Source organism: Rhodocytophaga aerolata, assembly GCF_030503435.1.
Classification (GTDB): domain Bacteria; phylum Bacteroidota; class Bacteroidia; order Cytophagales; family 172606-1; genus Rhodocytophaga; species Rhodocytophaga aerolata.
Genome location: NZ_JAUKPO010000039.1, coordinates 20,411 through 38,084, shown reverse-complemented (window position 1 = coordinate 38,084; position 17,674 = coordinate 20,411). Strand labels below are relative to the sequence as shown.

General features: G+C 44.1%; 16 protein-coding genes. 8 read left to right on the top strand and 8 right to left on the bottom strand.

Going from position 1 to position 17,674, the window contains the following annotated elements; all coding sequences use genetic code 11:
- Positions 1-418: 418 nt before the first annotated feature.
- The 5 genes from Q0590_RS32105 to Q0590_RS32085 all read left to right on the top strand — a co-directional run bounded on the left by Q0590_RS32105 (position 419) and on the right by Q0590_RS32085 (position 5,480).
- On the top strand, positions 419-1,171 hold the full coding sequence (locus Q0590_RS32105; RefSeq protein WP_302041762.1) for a hypothetical protein: 753 nt from the start codon (positions 419-421) through the stop codon (positions 1,169-1,171).
- A gap of 157 nt (positions 1,172-1,328) precedes the next feature.
- Positions 1,329-2,042, top strand: coding sequence for a DUF1028 domain-containing protein (locus Q0590_RS32100; RefSeq protein WP_302041761.1), 714 nt, complete (start codon positions 1,329-1,331; stop codon positions 2,040-2,042).
- A 312-nt stretch (positions 2,043-2,354) separates the two neighbouring features.
- Positions 2,355-3,821, top strand: a complete 1,467-nt coding sequence (locus Q0590_RS32095; protein WP_302041760.1) for a Gfo/Idh/MocA family protein — start codon at positions 2,355-2,357, stop codon at positions 3,819-3,821.
- A 237-nt stretch (positions 3,822-4,058) separates the two neighbouring features.
- Complete coding sequence (locus tag Q0590_RS32090; RefSeq protein WP_302041759.1) at positions 4,059-5,129, top strand: NHL repeat-containing protein; 1,071 nt, start codon at positions 4,059-4,061, stop codon at positions 5,127-5,129.
- Positions 5,130-5,234: 105 nt separating this feature from the next.
- Positions 5,235-5,480 (top strand): hypothetical protein, encoded by a 246-nt coding sequence (locus Q0590_RS32085; RefSeq protein ID WP_302041758.1) that lies wholly within the window; start codon positions 5,235-5,237, stop codon positions 5,478-5,480.
- A gap of 87 nt (positions 5,481-5,567) precedes the next feature.
- Here Q0590_RS32085 and Q0590_RS32080 read toward each other — a convergent pair whose 3' ends face one another.
- The 5 genes from Q0590_RS32080 to Q0590_RS32060 form a co-directional block, all read right to left on the bottom strand.
- A complete protein-coding gene (locus Q0590_RS32080; protein WP_302041757.1) occupies positions 5,568-6,005 on the bottom strand; it encodes a hypothetical protein in 438 nt (145 codons plus the stop codon).
- Positions 6,006-6,223: 218 nt separating this feature from the next.
- Positions 6,224-7,054, bottom strand: coding sequence for a hypothetical protein (locus Q0590_RS32075; protein ID WP_302041756.1), 831 nt, complete (start codon positions 7,052-7,054; stop codon positions 6,224-6,226).
- Complete coding sequence (locus tag Q0590_RS32070) at positions 7,041-7,616, bottom strand: sugar O-acetyltransferase (protein WP_302041755.1); 576 nt, start codon at positions 7,614-7,616, stop codon at positions 7,041-7,043. The genes Q0590_RS32075 and Q0590_RS32070 overlap by 14 nt, the downstream gene beginning before the upstream one ends.
- A gap of 293 nt (positions 7,617-7,909) precedes the next feature.
- A complete protein-coding gene (locus Q0590_RS32065; RefSeq protein ID WP_302041754.1) occupies positions 7,910-9,094 on the bottom strand; it encodes a S8 family serine peptidase in 1,185 nt (394 codons plus the stop codon).
- Between the two features lie 277 nt (positions 9,095-9,371).
- Positions 9,372-9,815 carry a DoxX family protein gene (locus tag Q0590_RS32060; protein WP_302041753.1) on the bottom strand — a complete coding sequence of 148 codons (444 nt, stop codon included), beginning with the start codon at positions 9,813-9,815 and terminating at the stop codon, positions 9,372-9,374.
- 39 nt (positions 9,816-9,854) lie between these two features.
- Between Q0590_RS32060 and Q0590_RS32055 the strand changes: the two genes are divergently transcribed.
- The 3 genes from Q0590_RS32055 to Q0590_RS32045 all read left to right on the top strand — a co-directional run bounded on the left by Q0590_RS32055 (position 9,855) and on the right by Q0590_RS32045 (position 14,043).
- Entirely contained in the window at positions 9,855-10,577 is a 723-nt protein-coding gene (locus Q0590_RS32055; protein WP_302041752.1) for a hypothetical protein, read from the top strand.
- Between the two features lie 450 nt (positions 10,578-11,027).
- On the top strand, positions 11,028-11,366 hold the full coding sequence (locus tag Q0590_RS32050; RefSeq protein ID WP_302041751.1) for a PadR family transcriptional regulator: 339 nt from the start codon (positions 11,028-11,030) through the stop codon (positions 11,364-11,366).
- Positions 11,367-11,382: 16 nt separating this feature from the next.
- Complete coding sequence (locus Q0590_RS32045) at positions 11,383-14,043, top strand: ABC transporter permease (RefSeq protein WP_302041750.1); 2,661 nt, start codon at positions 11,383-11,385, stop codon at positions 14,041-14,043.
- Between the two features lie 104 nt (positions 14,044-14,147).
- Here the strand turns inward: Q0590_RS32045 and Q0590_RS32040 are convergent, their stop codons facing one another.
- The 3 genes from Q0590_RS32040 to Q0590_RS32030 all read right to left on the bottom strand — a co-directional run bounded on the left by Q0590_RS32040 (position 14,148) and on the right by Q0590_RS32030 (position 17,504).
- Positions 14,148-14,864: a hypothetical protein gene (locus tag Q0590_RS32040; RefSeq protein ID WP_302041749.1), complete on the bottom strand. Its 717-nt coding sequence runs from the start codon at positions 14,862-14,864 to the stop codon at positions 14,148-14,150.
- Between the two features lie 259 nt (positions 14,865-15,123).
- Positions 15,124-16,779, bottom strand: coding sequence for a M1 family metallopeptidase (locus tag Q0590_RS32035; protein ID WP_302041748.1), 1,656 nt, complete (start codon positions 16,777-16,779; stop codon positions 15,124-15,126).
- Between the two features lie 20 nt (positions 16,780-16,799).
- Entirely contained in the window at positions 16,800-17,504 is a 705-nt protein-coding gene (locus Q0590_RS32030) for a 3-keto-disaccharide hydrolase (protein WP_302041747.1), read from the bottom strand.
- Positions 17,505-17,674 lie beyond the last annotated feature (170 nt).

Sequence of the window (17,674 nt, the reverse complement as noted above, 5' to 3'; positions counted from 1 at the left end):
CGTTTTGCAGGTAAATCAACCGGCGGACAAAAGCGAATTACTAAAATATGTAGAGATATGCAATCATCCAGACAGAAACTACGCAACAATTATCAACAAAGGTTAGTAGTATTTTTTACAATAACTGGCACTTCTGTATCCACCTGTATTTTAAATGTTCAAATACCAGGCCTATATAATGGTAGAACTGCTGGCTACTTTAGGTTCTAAAAATTGTTTTTCTTTTAGGCAACCCTTCTTCTGGCAGTTACGTCATGGGGCAAATTTAATTCAGTGCAGATAGCTGGCCATTATCTGCTGCAGGTATTTACTCCGGAGTGTTTATTTTTCTGTTGACTGACTGCTGCGCCTTTCCTTTTGTCTGGCGCAACAGCCCTGGTACATTCATTTATTTTCAGACTAAAATCCCTCAGTATTTATGAAACCTATCTCCTACTTCCGGTTACTGTATGCTCCTGCCTTTTTACTTGTGGCCTTTTTCTTGTTTGCTGCCTGTGATAAAGACGACGAACCAGAAATTACTTCCCTCCAACTCCGCAACGATCCTACGCTAGGGAGTTACATGGCTGATTCTGCTGGTAGAACCTTGTATGTATTTTCCAGGGATGTAAGCGGACAAAGTTTGTGCAGCGGCTCATGCCTCACCGCCTGGCCAGTGTTTTACAGTGGTACGCTGCGATTACCAAAAGAATTAAATGCAACAGATTTCGCAACTATTACCCGAAGCGATGGTTCAAAACAATCTACGTTTAAAGGATGGCCCCTGTATTATTATGACCAGGACCTTGCGGCAGGAGATGTAAAGGGAGAGAATGTAAATAATGTCTGGTTTGTGGTTAATCCGGATTTTAAGCTGATGATTGCCCGGCAAGGCACCGATCTGTACCTGACAGATATGGATGGCAGAACCCTGTATACGTTCAGTCCGGATGGTGTCAATCAGAGTACTTGTAACGGCCCATGTTTAGCCAACTGGCCGGCATTTCTGGCCGAAAACTTTAAGATGCCCTCCCTGCTCAGTTCTACCGATTTCCAGACCATTACTCGTTCCGATGGAGCCAAGCAACTTTCTTATAAAGGTAAACCCCTGTATTATTTTGTAAATGACAGCCAACGGGGAGATATCAAAGGCAAAGATGTAGGCAATGTCTGGTTTTTAGCTACTCCTTAATGACCATCAGGTCCAGAACTGCCTGCTCTGTATTGGGGACCACTATTACCGGAAGTTTATGCGTAGCACATGAACTTCCGGTTTTTTATGGTTGTAGACTAACAGCTGTAAGCAAATTCTGTGTATCTTCTTGGCTATAGAAAACCTCTCCCTTATCATGAAATATGCAGCTATTCTTTTGTTGCTGTTAGCTTACCCATTCAGTGCCCTGGCTACCTGGTCTATTATTATGGCAGACCCAATCAGCAAGAAAATTGGTATTGCCGGGGCATCCTGCACCTATAATTGCTATGGTATAGGCAAGATTGTTCCGGGCAAAGGGGCCATAGTGGTACAAGCCATGAGCAACAAATGGGCACGGGAAAAAGGCGTACACATGCTATTGGCCGATGCTTCACCGCAGGAAATCATAGATGCCCTCACCGACTCTATGTATGACCCCGAACAGCAGCAATATGGAGTAGTGAGCTTATTATATGTAACCGCACCAAGGACATATACCGGCTCAGCCACTCACCCCTTTCAAGGCACCTTAACAGCTCCCGGTGTGGCCATACAAGGCAATACTCTGGCTACTGAACAAGTGGTACAGGCCATAATGAAAGCTGTTGTACAAGGCCAACAAAATCAGTTACCGCTGGAAGAGATTCTGATGCTTGCTCTGGAAGCCGGCTCTGCAGCAGGTGGAGATAAACGTTGTGGCGAGCAGCGGGCCACCAGTGCATTCCTGATGGTTGCCAACCTAATGGATAAACCTAAAAGAGTTTCCCTGGACCTGCAGTTTTTTGGTCAGAAGAAAGGAGGCATGAATGCCGTTACCTTGCTGCGAGGTAAGTATGAGAAGTGGAAGAGTAAGCATGGAGGTTTATAAGTTTGCTTTATCCAATGAGAAGCAAGCCAAAATGGAAGCAAACCATGGTAAATTTATAAATGAATATCTCTTCTGTTGTACAGCTACTTACCTGATACCTTAAAAGGATACAATTAATTCTATATTTTTTCTCGTATTCTGTCTGAGTTTCCTTTCTTTTTCTTTAATTTAAGAAATTTATTAGCCAGGCTTGTATAGCTGCTTGCCGCAGGTACTTGTACGGATTTTTTGAGTCCCGCCTACAGGCTAAGTACAAGTTGTTGCCAAGGTGCTTATTAGTATTGTAAACATAAACTTAACTAGTCCATCCTTATGAGTGAACAAAAAAACGGGCCATCCACCACATCCCGTAGAACATTTATTAAATACGGAGCTGTTGCTTCTTCCTTTTTTATCGTGCCCAGGCACGTGTTGGGAGGTGTAGGGTATACGGCTCCCAGCGATCAGCTAAATTTGGCGGCCATTGGTGCAGGTGGCAAAGGAGCCAGCGATATACGCAATGCATCCGTTAAAGGCCGTGAACGGGTAGTAGCCCTCTGCGATGTAGATTTTTCCGGCTCTGCTTCTGCCTCTGTTAAAGAATTTCCGAAAGCAAAATTGTATGCCGATTACCGGGAGATGATTGAAAAACAAAAAGATATTGATGCCATTACCATTTCTACCCCCGACCACGTACATGGACCGGCAGCTGCTTTTGCGATGGAAAGAGGTAAGCATGTATACGTACAAAAACCCATGACCCACAATATCCGGGAAGCCAGGCTGCTTACCGAAATGGCCAGAAAAAATAAAGTAGTTACCCAAATGGGTAACCAGGGAGCTTCCAATCCATTGCTGGGCATGGTGCAGAAATGGGTAGATTCCGGATCACTGGGAAAAATATCTAAAGTTCAGATATGGACCAACCGCCCGGTGTGGCCACAAGGCTATGCCATGCCGAAACCGGACGAAACCAAGAAACCTAAAGATTTAAACTGGGATCTGTGGTTAGGCCCTGCCGAATATATGCCCTATACACCTAATTTACACCCTTTTAACTGGCGCGGATGGTGGAACTACGGAACTGGTGCCTTAGGTGATGTAGGTTGCCACTTAATAGACATTCCTTTCCGTACCCTTGGCCTGAAATACCCCACGGATGCAGAATGTAGTGTAGGCTCTGTGTACAGCCAGATGTGGACAGCCGATTACAATCCGGAAGGATGTCCGGCCTCTTCGTTCATTACCTTACATTTTGGTGCAACCGATAAGAGTAAATCGCCTATTGAAATGACCTGGAGCGACGGAGGTATCCGGCCGTCCCACCCGGAAATTATTCCGGCAGACCATGATATTGGGGGCGCCCAAAGTGCTAACGGCGTGCTGATTATTGGAGAAAAAGGCATTATTTCTACCAATATTAACGATAGTTCTCCTATGATGCCAAAGCTTTATCTGAGTGACGGCACTACAGAATTTGGCCCGGAAACACCAGATACAACAGAACCCGAATACGGACATCAGCGCAAATGGGTAGATGCCTGCAAAGCTGGGTTTAACAGTCCGGAGCACAAAGCCTTAACTTCTTCGTTTGATTACGCCGGCCCAATGACCGAAACCGTGCTGATGGGTAATCTGGCTATCCGGAGTTATATGCTGCGCAGAGACAATGCAAAAGGACAAAAAGAATTTTATGGCCGTAAAAAGTTATTATGGGATGGCGAAAACATGAAAATCACCAACTTTGAAGAAGCCAACCAGTTTGTCGGCAGAACCTACAGAAAAGGCTGGCAAGTATAACAAAGCCAGCAGGAACCTAGCGTAGTTTATCACTGCAGGCAAACTGCCTACGTACACCAGATAAGTTCTATAAGATAAGCTACTGAACAAGGAACGTATGAGTAGAAAAACTACCTATTCTGCTTTCCTTGTTCCATTTTTAATATTTCCTGCCAGCACTTATTAAACCTACAACCAGCCGCCTGCTGGATATCGTCAGTTAATTAACACACATCCACCCCTATACCCCTTATACCTATGAATACCGCTCGCCGTGAATTTCTCAAAGGATCTTTTGCCTTGGCAGGAGGTGCTTTATTTGCACCGGACTTCAATTTTTTCATACATAAAGGCAAACCTGCCTTAGCCGATCAGGTACTCGGACACAATGGCTTTACCTACCGCGTCAATAAAGAATGGGGAAATTTAGATCCGGCCAAAACCCCTATCAATAACTGCCATGAAATGGTACTGGATTCCAAAGGCAGGCTGATTATGGTAACCGATGAGCCCAAAAACAATATCATCATCTATGATAAATCCGGTAAACTGCTAAAAACCTGGGGCAGTGATTATCCAGGCGGACATGGCTTGAGTCTTGCCAAAGAAGGCAGTGAAGATATGCTGTTTATCAGTGACCCCAATATTGGCCGGGTAGACAAAACTACTGTAGATGGAAAAGTATTGATGACTCTTAAAACGCCTCATGAACTGGGCATTTATAAGAAAGAAGCTCCCTACAAACCCACCGAAACCGCTGTTGGCCCCAACGGAGATATTTACGTGGCCGATGGCTATGGTTCGCAATACATTATCCAGTATGATGCCAAAGGAAACTATATCCGGCATTTTGGTGGTCAGGGCGATGAAGATGGGCAGTTTCAAACCGCTCACGGCGTGTGTATAGACAACCGGGATAAAAACAATCCTACCTTGCTGTGTACCTCCCGTGTACATAACTCTTTTAAGCGGTTTTCGCTGGATGGCAAATACCTTTCTACCATTTTTCTGCCTGGGGCTTTTGTCTGCCGGCCAGTTATCAATGGAGAAAATCTGTATGCAGGTGTTTGCTGGTCACGGTTAAAATACCTGAACCAGACGCCAAATTCCGGCTTTGTAACCATTCTGGATAAAAATAACAAAGTAATCTCCAATCCCGGAGGCACAAAGCCGGTGTACGTAAATGGAGAATTACAACTGATGGTACAGAAAGAAAACCTGTTTATGCATTGCCACGATGTATGCCTGGATGAAGATAAAAACATTTATGTATGCCAGTGGAATGCCAAGAAAACTTATCCCATCAAGCTGGAACGGGTACAGGTGTAACCAGTATTCTTTATAGAAATCTTTGCCCGTAGCTTTGTGATGCGGGCAAAGAACAAAACAAATCAGTTTGCAGGTACCTGATAAATATTTTGATAGAACAGAAGTATGAAAAAGGACAAAAGCCAAGTAGACCGGATTGTTTTTGATGGCCCCCAACGCATCACAGACACCAAAGAATACGCGCAGCAAGTGAAAAAAATAAGAGATGAAATTAACCTAAAATACTGTGAGTTGCTTAAGAACGAAAAGAACCCCTTCAAACGGATGTACTTCCAAATTAAGCAGAAGCGGGAAATAAAAAGAGCCATCCGGCAATTAACCTCGTTAGATAAACTTTATTTACACTCCTGAACAGATGCCTTCCGTACGGTTTTATTCATACGTATGCCTTCTGTTGCTCTGTACAAGACGCTTGAAGCATTAGCAAAAAAAGGTCACTTATTGTTTTTTCAACCACTCTCTGGCTTCTTGCCAGTCATCAAACTGCCTAAGCTGATAAGTATGAAGCTTAACAATGGTATCCTGGGTAGAAAGCCTGGCAAATACGTCTTTGGGCAAGACAATAGCCTCTGCTGTTAAGCCAGCTTTTATGGCTTTTGGCATGAGTACTTTCAGCATCCATTCTTTGGAGCTATCCCAGGAACCTTCCATGTTGCGTAAATCTGCCAGCCATTTGCTGTATTTTTTTTCGATTAATACTTCTACTACTTTCTCAACACCACTTCTGAAGTTTGCCTGGCTGCCAAAAGGGCCTGTCCACACATCTACCACACAGGGTATAGTTTCATCAACACCTATAGTCAAATAGGTATGCTGGGCTGTTGAATGAAAGGTGTGTAGACTAATAAAGCCTTGTTTTTCCTGGATCACTTGCAAATCTTAAAAGTAGGCTCTCACAATTTTTATACCATGGTTGGCTAGCAGCCTCAGTTGTTACTCATTGGTAAAACCACGATTGTAGAAATGATACGCACCAAATGAATAGAATTATTGGCTGGCCACTAATCGGAGCATACCTATGCTGAGGCATTACTCAACGCACTAACTTTGTGCATCGGCGGATCACTGACCAGAGGTACTATTAAGTACAGTTCTTATTTATCCATTACATCCAGTAACTCAAAAGTTAATGTTTGAGCCTGGTAATTGGTATAATGCATCTTAATAAATCCGTAAGCTTCATCAAACCAAAATTCATGTATAGATTCACCAAAATTAGCCGATGATGTAGCATATACCTTCCAGCATTTTTTAAACTCTTTATATGGTGTCTTTATTTCTGTTAATTCTGTTACTTTGTATTCATTGTGAATGGATGTAGTAGACCAGTCACCCCATCCCGGCCCTATGCTCAGTTGAGAAGTCCAGGTTTTGCCGATCTGTAAGGGAAATTTTACTTCCGGAAAAGGCGCCACCTCCGTAAAGTTGTATTGATTGGATCTGAACGGATGCATCCATACACCTTTCACATTTTCTACTATTCCTTCTTTTTGTTTGACTTGCCATGGATTACCAAGTAACAGCCTGTTCACAAAATACTTTTTGATCTGTTGTAGCTGCGTATCATCAAATTCATATTGTACAATAATTTCATCTTGCTTTGCTTTTTGCCCCTCCCATCTAGTACCTGTAGCCATCATCCAGACTTTGCTACTGGAGATTGGCCTGTTTAGTGAATCTTTGTAGGTAGCCAGGTATATGTATTCTCTACAAGGCTTAAAAATGGTTCTTGTTTTAACTACCCGCTCTACTAATGTATCTCGCAAAGGTTTGCCTGTTTGATTATCAAGAAGGGTAACCACCTCCCCATCATATTCTGGCATTTCACTCGGGCTACATTCAATTTTTTCAAATACAAAATCTTGTTTTGGATTGCGGGTACAGCTTATCATCAGTACCAGTAGAAAAATTTTAATTTTTTGCATCTGTGGTGTCTAATGAGCGGATAACCCGGCAGGGGTTACCGGCAGCAAATACATCAGCAGGAATATCTTTGGTAACTACACTTCCGGCACCAATAATTGTACGGTCGCCAATGCTAACGCCCGGGCAAATAACAGCACTCCCACCTATCCACACATCTTCCCCAATACTGATCGGCTTGGCATATTCTACTCCCGAAGACCTTTCTTTGTGATCCATTGGATGAGTAGCTGTATAAATTTGCACATTAGGCCCAAACATGGTTCGGCTGCCAATTTTTACATAGGTTACATCCAGCACCACACAGTTGAAGTTAAAAAATACTTTTTCTCCTACAATCATATAGCTCCCGTAATCACAGTAAAAAGGAGGTTGAATCCACAGCCCAGGTCCGGCATTAGGGATCAATTCTTTTAAGATACGGCCACGTTCTTCCGGCTGATCTTCCCTGGTATCGTTTAATTCTTTTATCAGCAACCTGGTGCGGAGCCGTTCATCAACTAGTTGTTTGTCTAATGGATCGTAGAGCTCTCCATCCAGCATTTTCTCTTTTTCGGTTTTCATAGGGTAGTTTTGGAATAATACGAACTATTTACTCAGGTACAATGGCACAATATACAACAAAGCGCTAAGTCTTCTTCATTTTCCTGCAAACACTTTCCTGCAAATGAAACCCCAGTGTTTCTCCGGTAATTACTATGGGAGGCATCCGAAAGCCCCCTCTTCTTGTTTTGTATAAGAAGCAAATAACTATAGATGGGCCTGAGCTACTTAGCGGCTATATCAAGTCGGCACAGGTCATTATTTTTCTTGTAGAAAGGGAGCTAATTCCGGAATTGTACACATATATCTCCTACTTATTCTCTGGCTATGGGATCTGCCTGTCCATCCGGATCGTTACGGGCAAAGCCCCGCGTTGGAATATTTTTTCCCCGGATTAAAAGCAAGCCGGCCACATGTGGTGCAGCCATAGAGGTACCAGACAATACGGCATAGCGTCCGTTGCGGTAGGTAGAAGGTACCCGCACGCCGTAGGCCGCTACGTCCACTACATCGTTTCCGTAATTAGAAAAGCTGGCGAAAGCATCTGTACTATCTACCGCAGACACGGTGAATACATTAGGATGATTTACCCTCCCCGGAGAAAAGTCGCGGGCTGGTTTTCCGTCGTTTCCGGCAGCAATGGCAAATAAGATGCCTTTATCAGCCGCTGTTCGGATTTCCCGGTCAAGTGTTGGGGAAGTACCTTCGCCTCCTAAACTCAAATTCACCACATCTCCTGCTTTGCCATTCGTATTAATATAAGCCACGGCGGCAATAGTGCTGGAAAGCCGCCCTTCGCCTATCTGGTCCAATACTTTGAGCGAGACAATCCGGGCCCCGGAAGCTACGCCAAGCAGGCCAACCCGGTTGTTGAGTGCCCCAATAATACCTGCTACATGCGTACCATGCCCGTTTTCATCATCGGCAGAGGTTTGCCCGCTAATAAAAGAGCGGCTCCGCTGCAGGTCTACAGATAGGTCTGGATGATCTAAATCCACACCAGTATCTATGATCCAGGCAGTTTTTTCTGCAAAGTTGGTACCATTGCCATAACCGGTTTTGCGGATACTCCAGGTAAGATTACGGGGCTCGGCTACTTCCAGGCAGGTACACATCGATAAAATCCGGTCAGGCTCTACTAACTCCACAGATTCATCTTCTTGCAGCAGGCCGGCTTCTTCTTTGCTTAACCTGGCAACAAATCCACTGCCGGCTCCGGAAAAAGTGGCTTTTATGGCCGTTTCGTCTATGTGGTGTCTGGCCAGCAACGTAGCACTGACAGCGGCCATGCGTCCGGTGGCGAGGGATGTATTTTGCTCAGCGTCTTTATACGTGACAATATATTCTCCCTCAAGGATCTGGCCATTGCGGGAAGAGGCAGTAATTAAACAATCTTTGGGAGTAACTACTTCGGGCGTTACCTGCTGTTCTCTCTGGCAGGCAACAAAACTGCTAACAACAGGTACCACTAACCCAAGCAACAGGCGTACAGCTTTCATAACCAGGATAAATTAATGGAATAGTTTTTATGAATAAATCTGTAAACCTGTATGCAATAAAGAAAGAAAGTATTAAGGATGTTGTTTGCACTATAACGCCAAGTGTTTGGCAATTAGTATGTAGCTACTGGCTTTGTGGAGGCCATTTTCTGTAATCTATAACCAGTTTTAGAATGCCTGGGAATAAACTTGATCCGCATCAACCAGCGCACTATTTATACCTCTCTTTACCAATAAATGCTAATTTCTTATCGGAGATTAAGTAGTTTGATGCCTGCTAGCCTGCATTCTCAGGTTCCTTTTTAGGTGATAAAGAGTACTTTCCAGATCCATAAAATAAGCAAACCAGGCTACCAACCAACATCGCCAATGCTGGTGTCATTGCCTCAAATGTATCTTGCCGGTGAACCATCAGGAGAGCCACCATAAAATTGATACTAAGTACCACTGAAGCCAGGCGTATATACAATCCGGTGATGATTAGCAAGCCGCCAATCAGCTGGGCATAAACTGAGACAATGGCGCTAAGGAGAGGAAATGGAAAGCCCTGTTGCCGGAGAAAGTTTTCGAAAAGCACCATATGCTGCCAGCTTAGCACATTATCGGCCACACCATATACTAACCGCACACCAATAAATAGCCGTAACAACAAAATACCTATATCCTTATGCGCATCGAGCCACTGGCCTATATGTAGGCCGGCTTTGTGTAAGCTATTCATCCATCATTGGTTAATTTGTTGCAAAATCCTTGGAGAGGTATGTCCAAGATAAAGAATTTCTTGTATATTACTATAGGTCTGCCGGTTTACGACAACGATAATATGCAGAAAATATATCCCCTTAAGGTGCCCAGCAAAATTATCCAGAAATCAGGCGTAGTGGGCATCTTTTTAATTGGGCTAGCCTTTTTCATCGAATTTGTGATGAATGGATTCTCCTTTCCGCAGACATTGTCACTTCTGGCAAGAATCCTTCTCCTATCCGGTTTTAGCCTGAGCTTTCTATCAGCTTCTTTCTTACTTTTTCACAGAAAAAAAGTGACCATTCTCCTGGATGATCAGGGAATACACTTGCCTGGCTACCAAAAAATCACCTGGAAAAGCATACAATGGTACAGGTTTGATATATTCTCTTCCGGCAGCGGTACGCGCAACCTGACGCTTCAATACGATGGCAAGAAAGCGGTAGTGTTAGCTTATGATGACGAATTATTGATGGAGGTAGAACAAGCCATAAAAGAGCAGATTGCCCTTCAAAATCCCCTGGCTACTGATTTCCGGGAGTTAAAATCGTCCAGAAAAAAAGCTTTTGCTTTAATTACTTTGTTAACTATCCTTCATTTAGCAATTTGGTATTATCTTGACTTTCAGCAAACATACTTCTGGGCAGGCACATTTGTTTTACTCACTACCGCCGGAGCTATATTGCTGGAGTTTACAAAAAAGCCATCGGGACACACTGCTTCCGCCCAAGAACAGTAACTACATGAACGTGTGTTTAAAATTTTATAGTCTTTAGGTTTAGCAGTTCTAATCAACTACTCTTATCATTCTTTCAGCAACTAATTGCCTAACATTAAAGCGTGCACCTGTTAGGTTTTCAAAACTAACAGGTTTCTGCATGGGCAATCATTCAATGTGAAAGCTATAAATAGTATTCCAAGGTAGTTGCGTAAAAGTCAGTTGTAGCTTACAAATATTGATCAGCACACCTTACTTACTACGCATAGCACTCGTGGCAGGTATGGCTACTGAATGTGAATGGTGAGCATGGCTGTCCATTAACGGACAAAAAGTGTTCATTTATGGACACCCTTCCATGATGTACATCCGGCAAAAACCTCCATTTTAGGGCTTTGAAGCAGTTTTATTCTCTGGCAAAAGATTTGTTTTGCAAAATTATAACTAATCAATCCTTATTTTACTTTATTCATGCGCAGATCGTTTCTTGGAGAGTTTGAAGAAGTTATATTGCTGGTGGTAGCCTCTTGCCATCCGGAGGCGTATGGGGTTACCGTCTGGGAAAGGGTGCAAGTGCAGACTGGCCGCAAAATTACGATGAGTGCTGTACATGCCACCTTATACCGTCTAGAAGAAAAAGGCTTTCTGCATTCCAACATGGGAGGTAGCACGCAGGAAAGAGGTGGTCGCAGAAAACGATTTTTTACGCTTACACCGGCAGGAGCCTCTGCCTTGCAGGAGATTCAGGCGCTAAGAACTAAACTCTGGCAAGGAATTCCACAAAATACACTTCAATTATTTGGCATTTAACTCAGCTGACTAGGCTATGAACAACCCGATTACCCCTCCCCGGTGGGCAGACCGCTTTCTGGAATGGTTTCTTCCCGAAGATATTCTGGAAGATGTGCAAGGCGACCTCCATGAAGTGTTTCAAAGCCAGGTACACGCAACAGGGCTAAAGCAAGCCCGCAAAGCTTTTATGCTGAGCACCTTTCACTATGTACGTCCTTATTTTTTTAAACGCAGGAAAAAACAAACGCATCACACAAACTTACTTTCTTTGGATATGCTTTATAACTTTTTTATTATTGCTTTTCGCAACATACAGCGCAACAAAATTTTTTCTGCCATCAATATTTTTGGCCTGGCTACCGGCATGGCTACCTGCCTGATTATTATGTTGTACGTACAGCACCAGGTAAGCTTCGACCGCTTTCACGAAAAAGCAGATCGTATCGTGCGGGTGATTTTTAAGGGTTCCGTTCAAGGAGAAAAACTAAACGAAGCCCATGTAATGCCCCCGGTAGCTCAAACGCTTCTGGCTGATTATCCGGAAGTACAGCAGGCTACCCGCCTGCGCCAGTACGGTACTCCCCGCATAACCTCCGGAGATAAATCTTTTAAGGAAGATGCCTTTGCTTTTGTAGATGCCAACTTCTTCCAGGTGTTTACCCTGCCTTTTCTTCAGGGAGACCCGAAAACAGCCTTGCTTCAGCCCAACACAGTGGTTATTTCCCAATCTACGGCTCACAAATTTTTTGGAAATGAAAACCCCATTGGAAAAATACTTACGTTTAAAGATTTTAAGGCTACCTGCAAAGTAACCGGTGTCATCGCCAATATCCCAGACAATTCCCATTTCCATATAGATGTATTTGCTTCCATGACTAGCCTGCCGGAAGCGAAATCTGCCTCCTGGATGACCTCCGAATTTTATACATACCTGGTGTTGCCTCCCGGCTATGACCCCAGGCAACTGGAAAGAAAACTGCCGCAAGTGGTTGAAAAATACATGAGTCCGCAACTACAACAAGCCTTTGGAATGAACTATAGCCAGTTTGAAGAAAAAGGAAACCATCTGGGATTGTTTCTGCAACCGTTAACAGACATCTACTTACATTCCGACTTCATGTACGACCTGGGGCCCAGAGGCAACACACAACACGTCTATATCTTCAGCGCCATCGCCTTGTTTATGCTCCTGATTGCCTGTTTTAATTTTATGAATCTTTCTACAGCCGGGGCTTCCAAACGCGCGCGGGAAGTAGGCATCCGCAAAGTGGTAGGTTCAGTAAAAGGCCAGTTAATACAGCAGTTTCTGATGGAATCTATTTTACTCACAAGTATTTCGTTGTTAATAGCAGTTGTGCTGGTTGTATTAGCACTCCCCCTGTTCAATAGCCTGACTGGCCAGTCGGTTGCGTTTACTAGCAGTGGTGCCCTTACATTGTTGCCCGGCTTGTTACTTTTTGGTTTGCTGGTAGGTTTACTGGCAGGCAGTTATCCGGCCTTTTTCCTTTCATCCTTCAAGCCAATTACGGTACTAAAGAATACCCTTGCTACTGGTAATAAAAGTATAGGGATACGCAGTGGATTAGTAGTAGTTCAGTTTTGTATTTCGATTGCTTTAATGGCTGGCACGCTGGTAGTTTATCAGCAGTTGCGTTACATCCAAAGTAAAGATTTAGGGTATAACAAAGAGCAAGTGCTGATTCTGGGGGAAACCTGGGTGTTGGGTAAGCAAGAGGAAGTGTTCCGTCAACAGCTCCTGCAAGATCCCCGCGTGCTCCGGGTAAGTAGGTCGGGGTATCTGCCGGCTGGCCCATCGAACAATAACAACTTTTTTATCTACCCGGATGATGATCCTGCACAACAAATAAAAGCTATCCGCTACGATGTAGACGACCAGTATATGCCTACCCTGGGTATGCAGTTGATAGCCGGACGGAATTTTTCACCGCAAATGGCTACCGATTCTTCCGCAGCAATTTTGAATGAGACTGCTGCCAGAGCCCTGGGCTGGGGAAACGATTCCCTGGACCGGACAATTACCCGCTCTACCAATGAAGGCGAGAAGAAGACATACCGCATAGTGGGCATTGTTAAGGATTTTCACTTCCGGTCGCTGCACGAACGCATTTCTCCACTGGTTATGGTACTAAGCCCGAATTCCGGAACCATGATTGTCAAAGTAAAAACAGCTGACACCAAAGATTTACTGGCTTCCATGAAAACTCAGTGGACGGCCTTAACGCCTGATGAACCTTTCGTCTATTCGTTTATGGACCAGCGGGTGGAAGACACGTATGTATCGGAGCAGAAAATTGGAAAGTTTCTGGGAATTTTTGCCGGACTTACCATACTGGTTGCCTGCCTGGGTTTGTTTGGCCTGGCTACCTTTACTGCCCAGCAACGGACCAAAGAAATGGGTATCCGCAAAGTATTAGGAGCTTCGGTACCTACACTTGTAGCTTTGCTTTCTAAAGAATTTCTCAAACTCGTGTTGTTAGCAAACCTGATTGCCTGGCCGCTGGCGTGGTGGGCCATGCAGAGCTGGCTGCAAAATTTTGAGTACAGCATTCGCCTGAGCCCCTGGCTGTTTGCCTCTGTAAGTGTGGCCGTGTTGCTGATTGCTTTAGTTACCGTTAGTTTTCAAGCCATTAAAGCAGCCTTGGTAAATCCAGTAGATTCATTGCGGAATGAATAACAGACCGGTAAAGTATTGATAAAAAAGCGGCACTAGGAAAACCTAGTGCCGCTTTTTTACTTCTGGCATTTCATATAAAAAGTAAACGTACATGAACTTCAGTATTACCATTCAAATTCAGAGTTCCATTGTTTATCGGAAGTTTGGTAGCTTCCGTCATCAGACTTAAACATGGATGCTGAAAAAATGGTAAGAGAGGAGAGCAAAATAGCTGTTACCGATACGTTAGCCAGGATACTGATGCCAATATTGGCAGACATCGCCAGCATAATTACCAGCCAGAAAAGTAAGCAGCAGCTCACCAGATGTTTAGCCGAACGTAACGGAAAATGGATTACTGCCCGCCATTTACTTAAATCGCCTCCCCACTGGTGCACTAGCTGATAGTAATAGGTGCCATTAAAGATATATCTATAGAGTAACAGCGGGTCCCGGTCGACAGTAGTCAGCCGGAACATTTCACTGGGAGCCAGAAGGCGGTACTCCTCCTGCTGCACTTCTTCCTGCATTGCTTCTGTATAATTCAACTCAAAAGCCGATTTTTTCTGAGGTACCTGCTCATCCATACGGCCTTTAAACATGTCTACCGGTAAACAACGCAAGCGGTATTTAATACAAATCGCCCGTATTTGCTCTTCAGTATAGGCGGTTTGTAAGAGGTGCCGGCGTTTCTCCAGCCGCTTTTGCCCCATTAAATACGTATCAACATTTGCATGCTCTAGCAGCCCTTCGATAGCCTCATCCATAGTTGACACCTCTGTTGGTAGAACGGAAACTGCTCTGGTAGCTTCCAGCTCTTTGCGTAAATCCAACTGTAACATAGGTTTGATCTTTTAAGTGATAAAACTTTTAGAATGTATCATAATTTAGCAGAAAAAGAGGGCAATTGAAACAAATCCTCGAATTAAAATTCTAAAAGTTTCACCTGACATGCCCTGAAGGATGGAGGTAGGCATCGGGAAACACAATAACAAACTTGGCCACAAACTCCCGGTTTGTATCCTAGGGAATGCTTATCTTTTCTTTTATGTGTTGAAATCTGGTACTTATATCTTGCTAATGGGAAAGCGTGGGTTGCGTTTAGTTGGTGGTGAGATTAAAAGGAATCACATAAAAATTCGGATCTACTTCCATTGACGTATTGGCTGGTAAGTCGGTTAGTGACTGCCATGCTTTGGTTGGCTCCAGCCACTGTTCTCTCTTGTTGAGCCAAACCCGTACTGGTATAGCAAAGCCTTCTACGCAAGAGCCCCAGCGGTAATAGAGTTTATTATCCATTAACCGGTATTCCAGCGCAGGAATTTGTACGGTCCGCAGGTATTGAGTAAAGAAAGGCGTAAGCTCCCGGCCTACCGCTTTACTAAGATAATTCTCGATTTGTTCACTGGTAACTGTCTGATGATAGAACGCCTGATTCATGCCCCGTAAAATTTCACGCCATTTTTTATCGTCGTTCACTATTTGCCGCAGGGTGTGCAGCATGTTGGCTCCTTTGTAGTACATATCTCCAGAGCCGGATTTATTCACACCATAGTCGCCGATAATGGGCCGGTCATTCAAAATATTGGATCTGGTGCCCAGAACATAGGCTGCACTTGCTTCCTTGCTGAAGTGATAATCGAGAAATAAATTCTCGGAGTATGCCGTAAAACTTTCATGTATCCACATGTCGGCTACGTCCCGGTAGGTAATATTATTGGCAAACCACTCATGGCCAGATTCGTGCACAATGATAAAATCAAATTTTAATCCATAACCGGTCTGGCTTAAGTCTCTGCCCAAGTAGCCATTCTGATAACCATTTCCATACGTAACCGAACTTTGATGTTCCATACCCAGGTAAGGAGCTTCTACCAGTTTATAGCCATCTTCGTAAAATGGATACGGACCAAACCAGTGTTCAAAGGCTGCCAACATGCGTTTCGCTTCTTTAAACTGCTCCTTGGCTTTCGCCAGGTTATCCCGAAGCACATAATAGGTGCAATCCAGCTGTCCTTTCTCACCACTGTATTTTTCTGAAAACTGCACATAATCTCCAATATTAATATTCACGCCGTAATTGTTAATTGGATTCGATACAAACCAGTGAAAGGTTTTACTACCGTCTTTGTGGCGGTCTACCTTGCGTAAGCGGCCATTGGAAACATCCATCAGGTTTTTAGGCACTTTTACGCTGATAAGCATACTGTCCGGCTCATCATACATATGATCTTTGCAGGGCCACCAAAGGCTTGCCCCATCTCCCTGGCAACTGCTGGCGATAAACGGATTTCCCCTGCTGTCTTTCTGCCAGGTAATGCCTCCACTCCAGGGAGGGCGTTTACTTACCTGCGGTTTGCCACCAAAAACGAGCGAAAGTTCATGCACAGAACCAACGGTTTGCTTTTGTGGTATTTCAATCCAGTACACATTGCCCTCTCTGCGGAAAGTAAGTTCTTTGCCTTTCTGCAGCACTTTATTTATCTCCATGGGCGGTTGCAAGTCAAGCTGCAGTAAGCTATGTTCGGTAAGTACTTTGTACTGTAGCTGGTTTACCCCACGAATGCTGCTGTCCGCCGGATTGACTTCCATACTGAGGTGATAATAGGTAAGGTCCCACCAGGCACGTTCCGGGGTAATCGTGCCTCTCAAGGAATCTTGCCGGGTATAGGTTTTTTGTTGTGCATAGCCTATACTGGCACTAACCGAAAGCAGGAATAAAAGAAAAAGACTTTTACGGAATAAATTTACAAACATGTATCTGGAAGAGCTAGCAGCTATTGGGTGAGTTGTGTGATAGGGGTTAGTTGCACTTTTCGAAATTCTACTTCGGAACCTTCGGCTTGTAAGGCAATCTGTCCTTTCTGGGAGGTGCAATCAAAGCCATGGTTTACCAGATCGCCGTTTACCCATACTTTTACTGACCGGCCCAGGCATTCAATTATAATACGGTTCCATTCCCCCAGTGGTTTTTCAGAGCCATCTGTCAGGTTGATAATGCGGCGTAGCTTGTCTTCGGTAGTTCCCCACTGAGCCTTATCTCCTCTGCGCTTCTCCATATCCGGCACTTTAATATCTTCGGCAATGCACCAGAAATCACCCGCATTTTCGTGCATCAGCTGTACTTCAATGGATTTGGGAAACATTTTGTAAAGGGCCCTGGGTGTGGAAGCATGTACCAGTATGCCACAATTGCCAGGCTTGGCTGCAAATCGGTACTCCACTTCCAGCCGGTAGTTCTGGTAAATGGCATCAGTAATTAAATGGCCACCTGGCGTACCCAGGCTCACAAGCAAGCCGTTGCGGATAATAAAGGGACTTTTTATTGCAGCATCGTTGTCCATTTGCGGAACATCTACATGCCAGCCGGTTAAGTCTTTTCCATTAAATAAGCTCTTGGTCTGCGCCAACAAAGGCGTCTGGCAACTAAACAGGCAGATTATAAGCCAGAGGGTAAGGATGTTTTTTAGAGAAATTGTCATAAGTAATTAGGGTGTTTTTTTGTCAAATGCGAAAAACGTATGTACGGACGATTGACTACATCATTGATTTATAAAACAGCTAACCTTTTACAAACTGCTTGCGTGTTCACGGATGGGTAATACTACAAAAAAAGAGCAACAGTACCTACCTTCTACACCCGGATACTAGG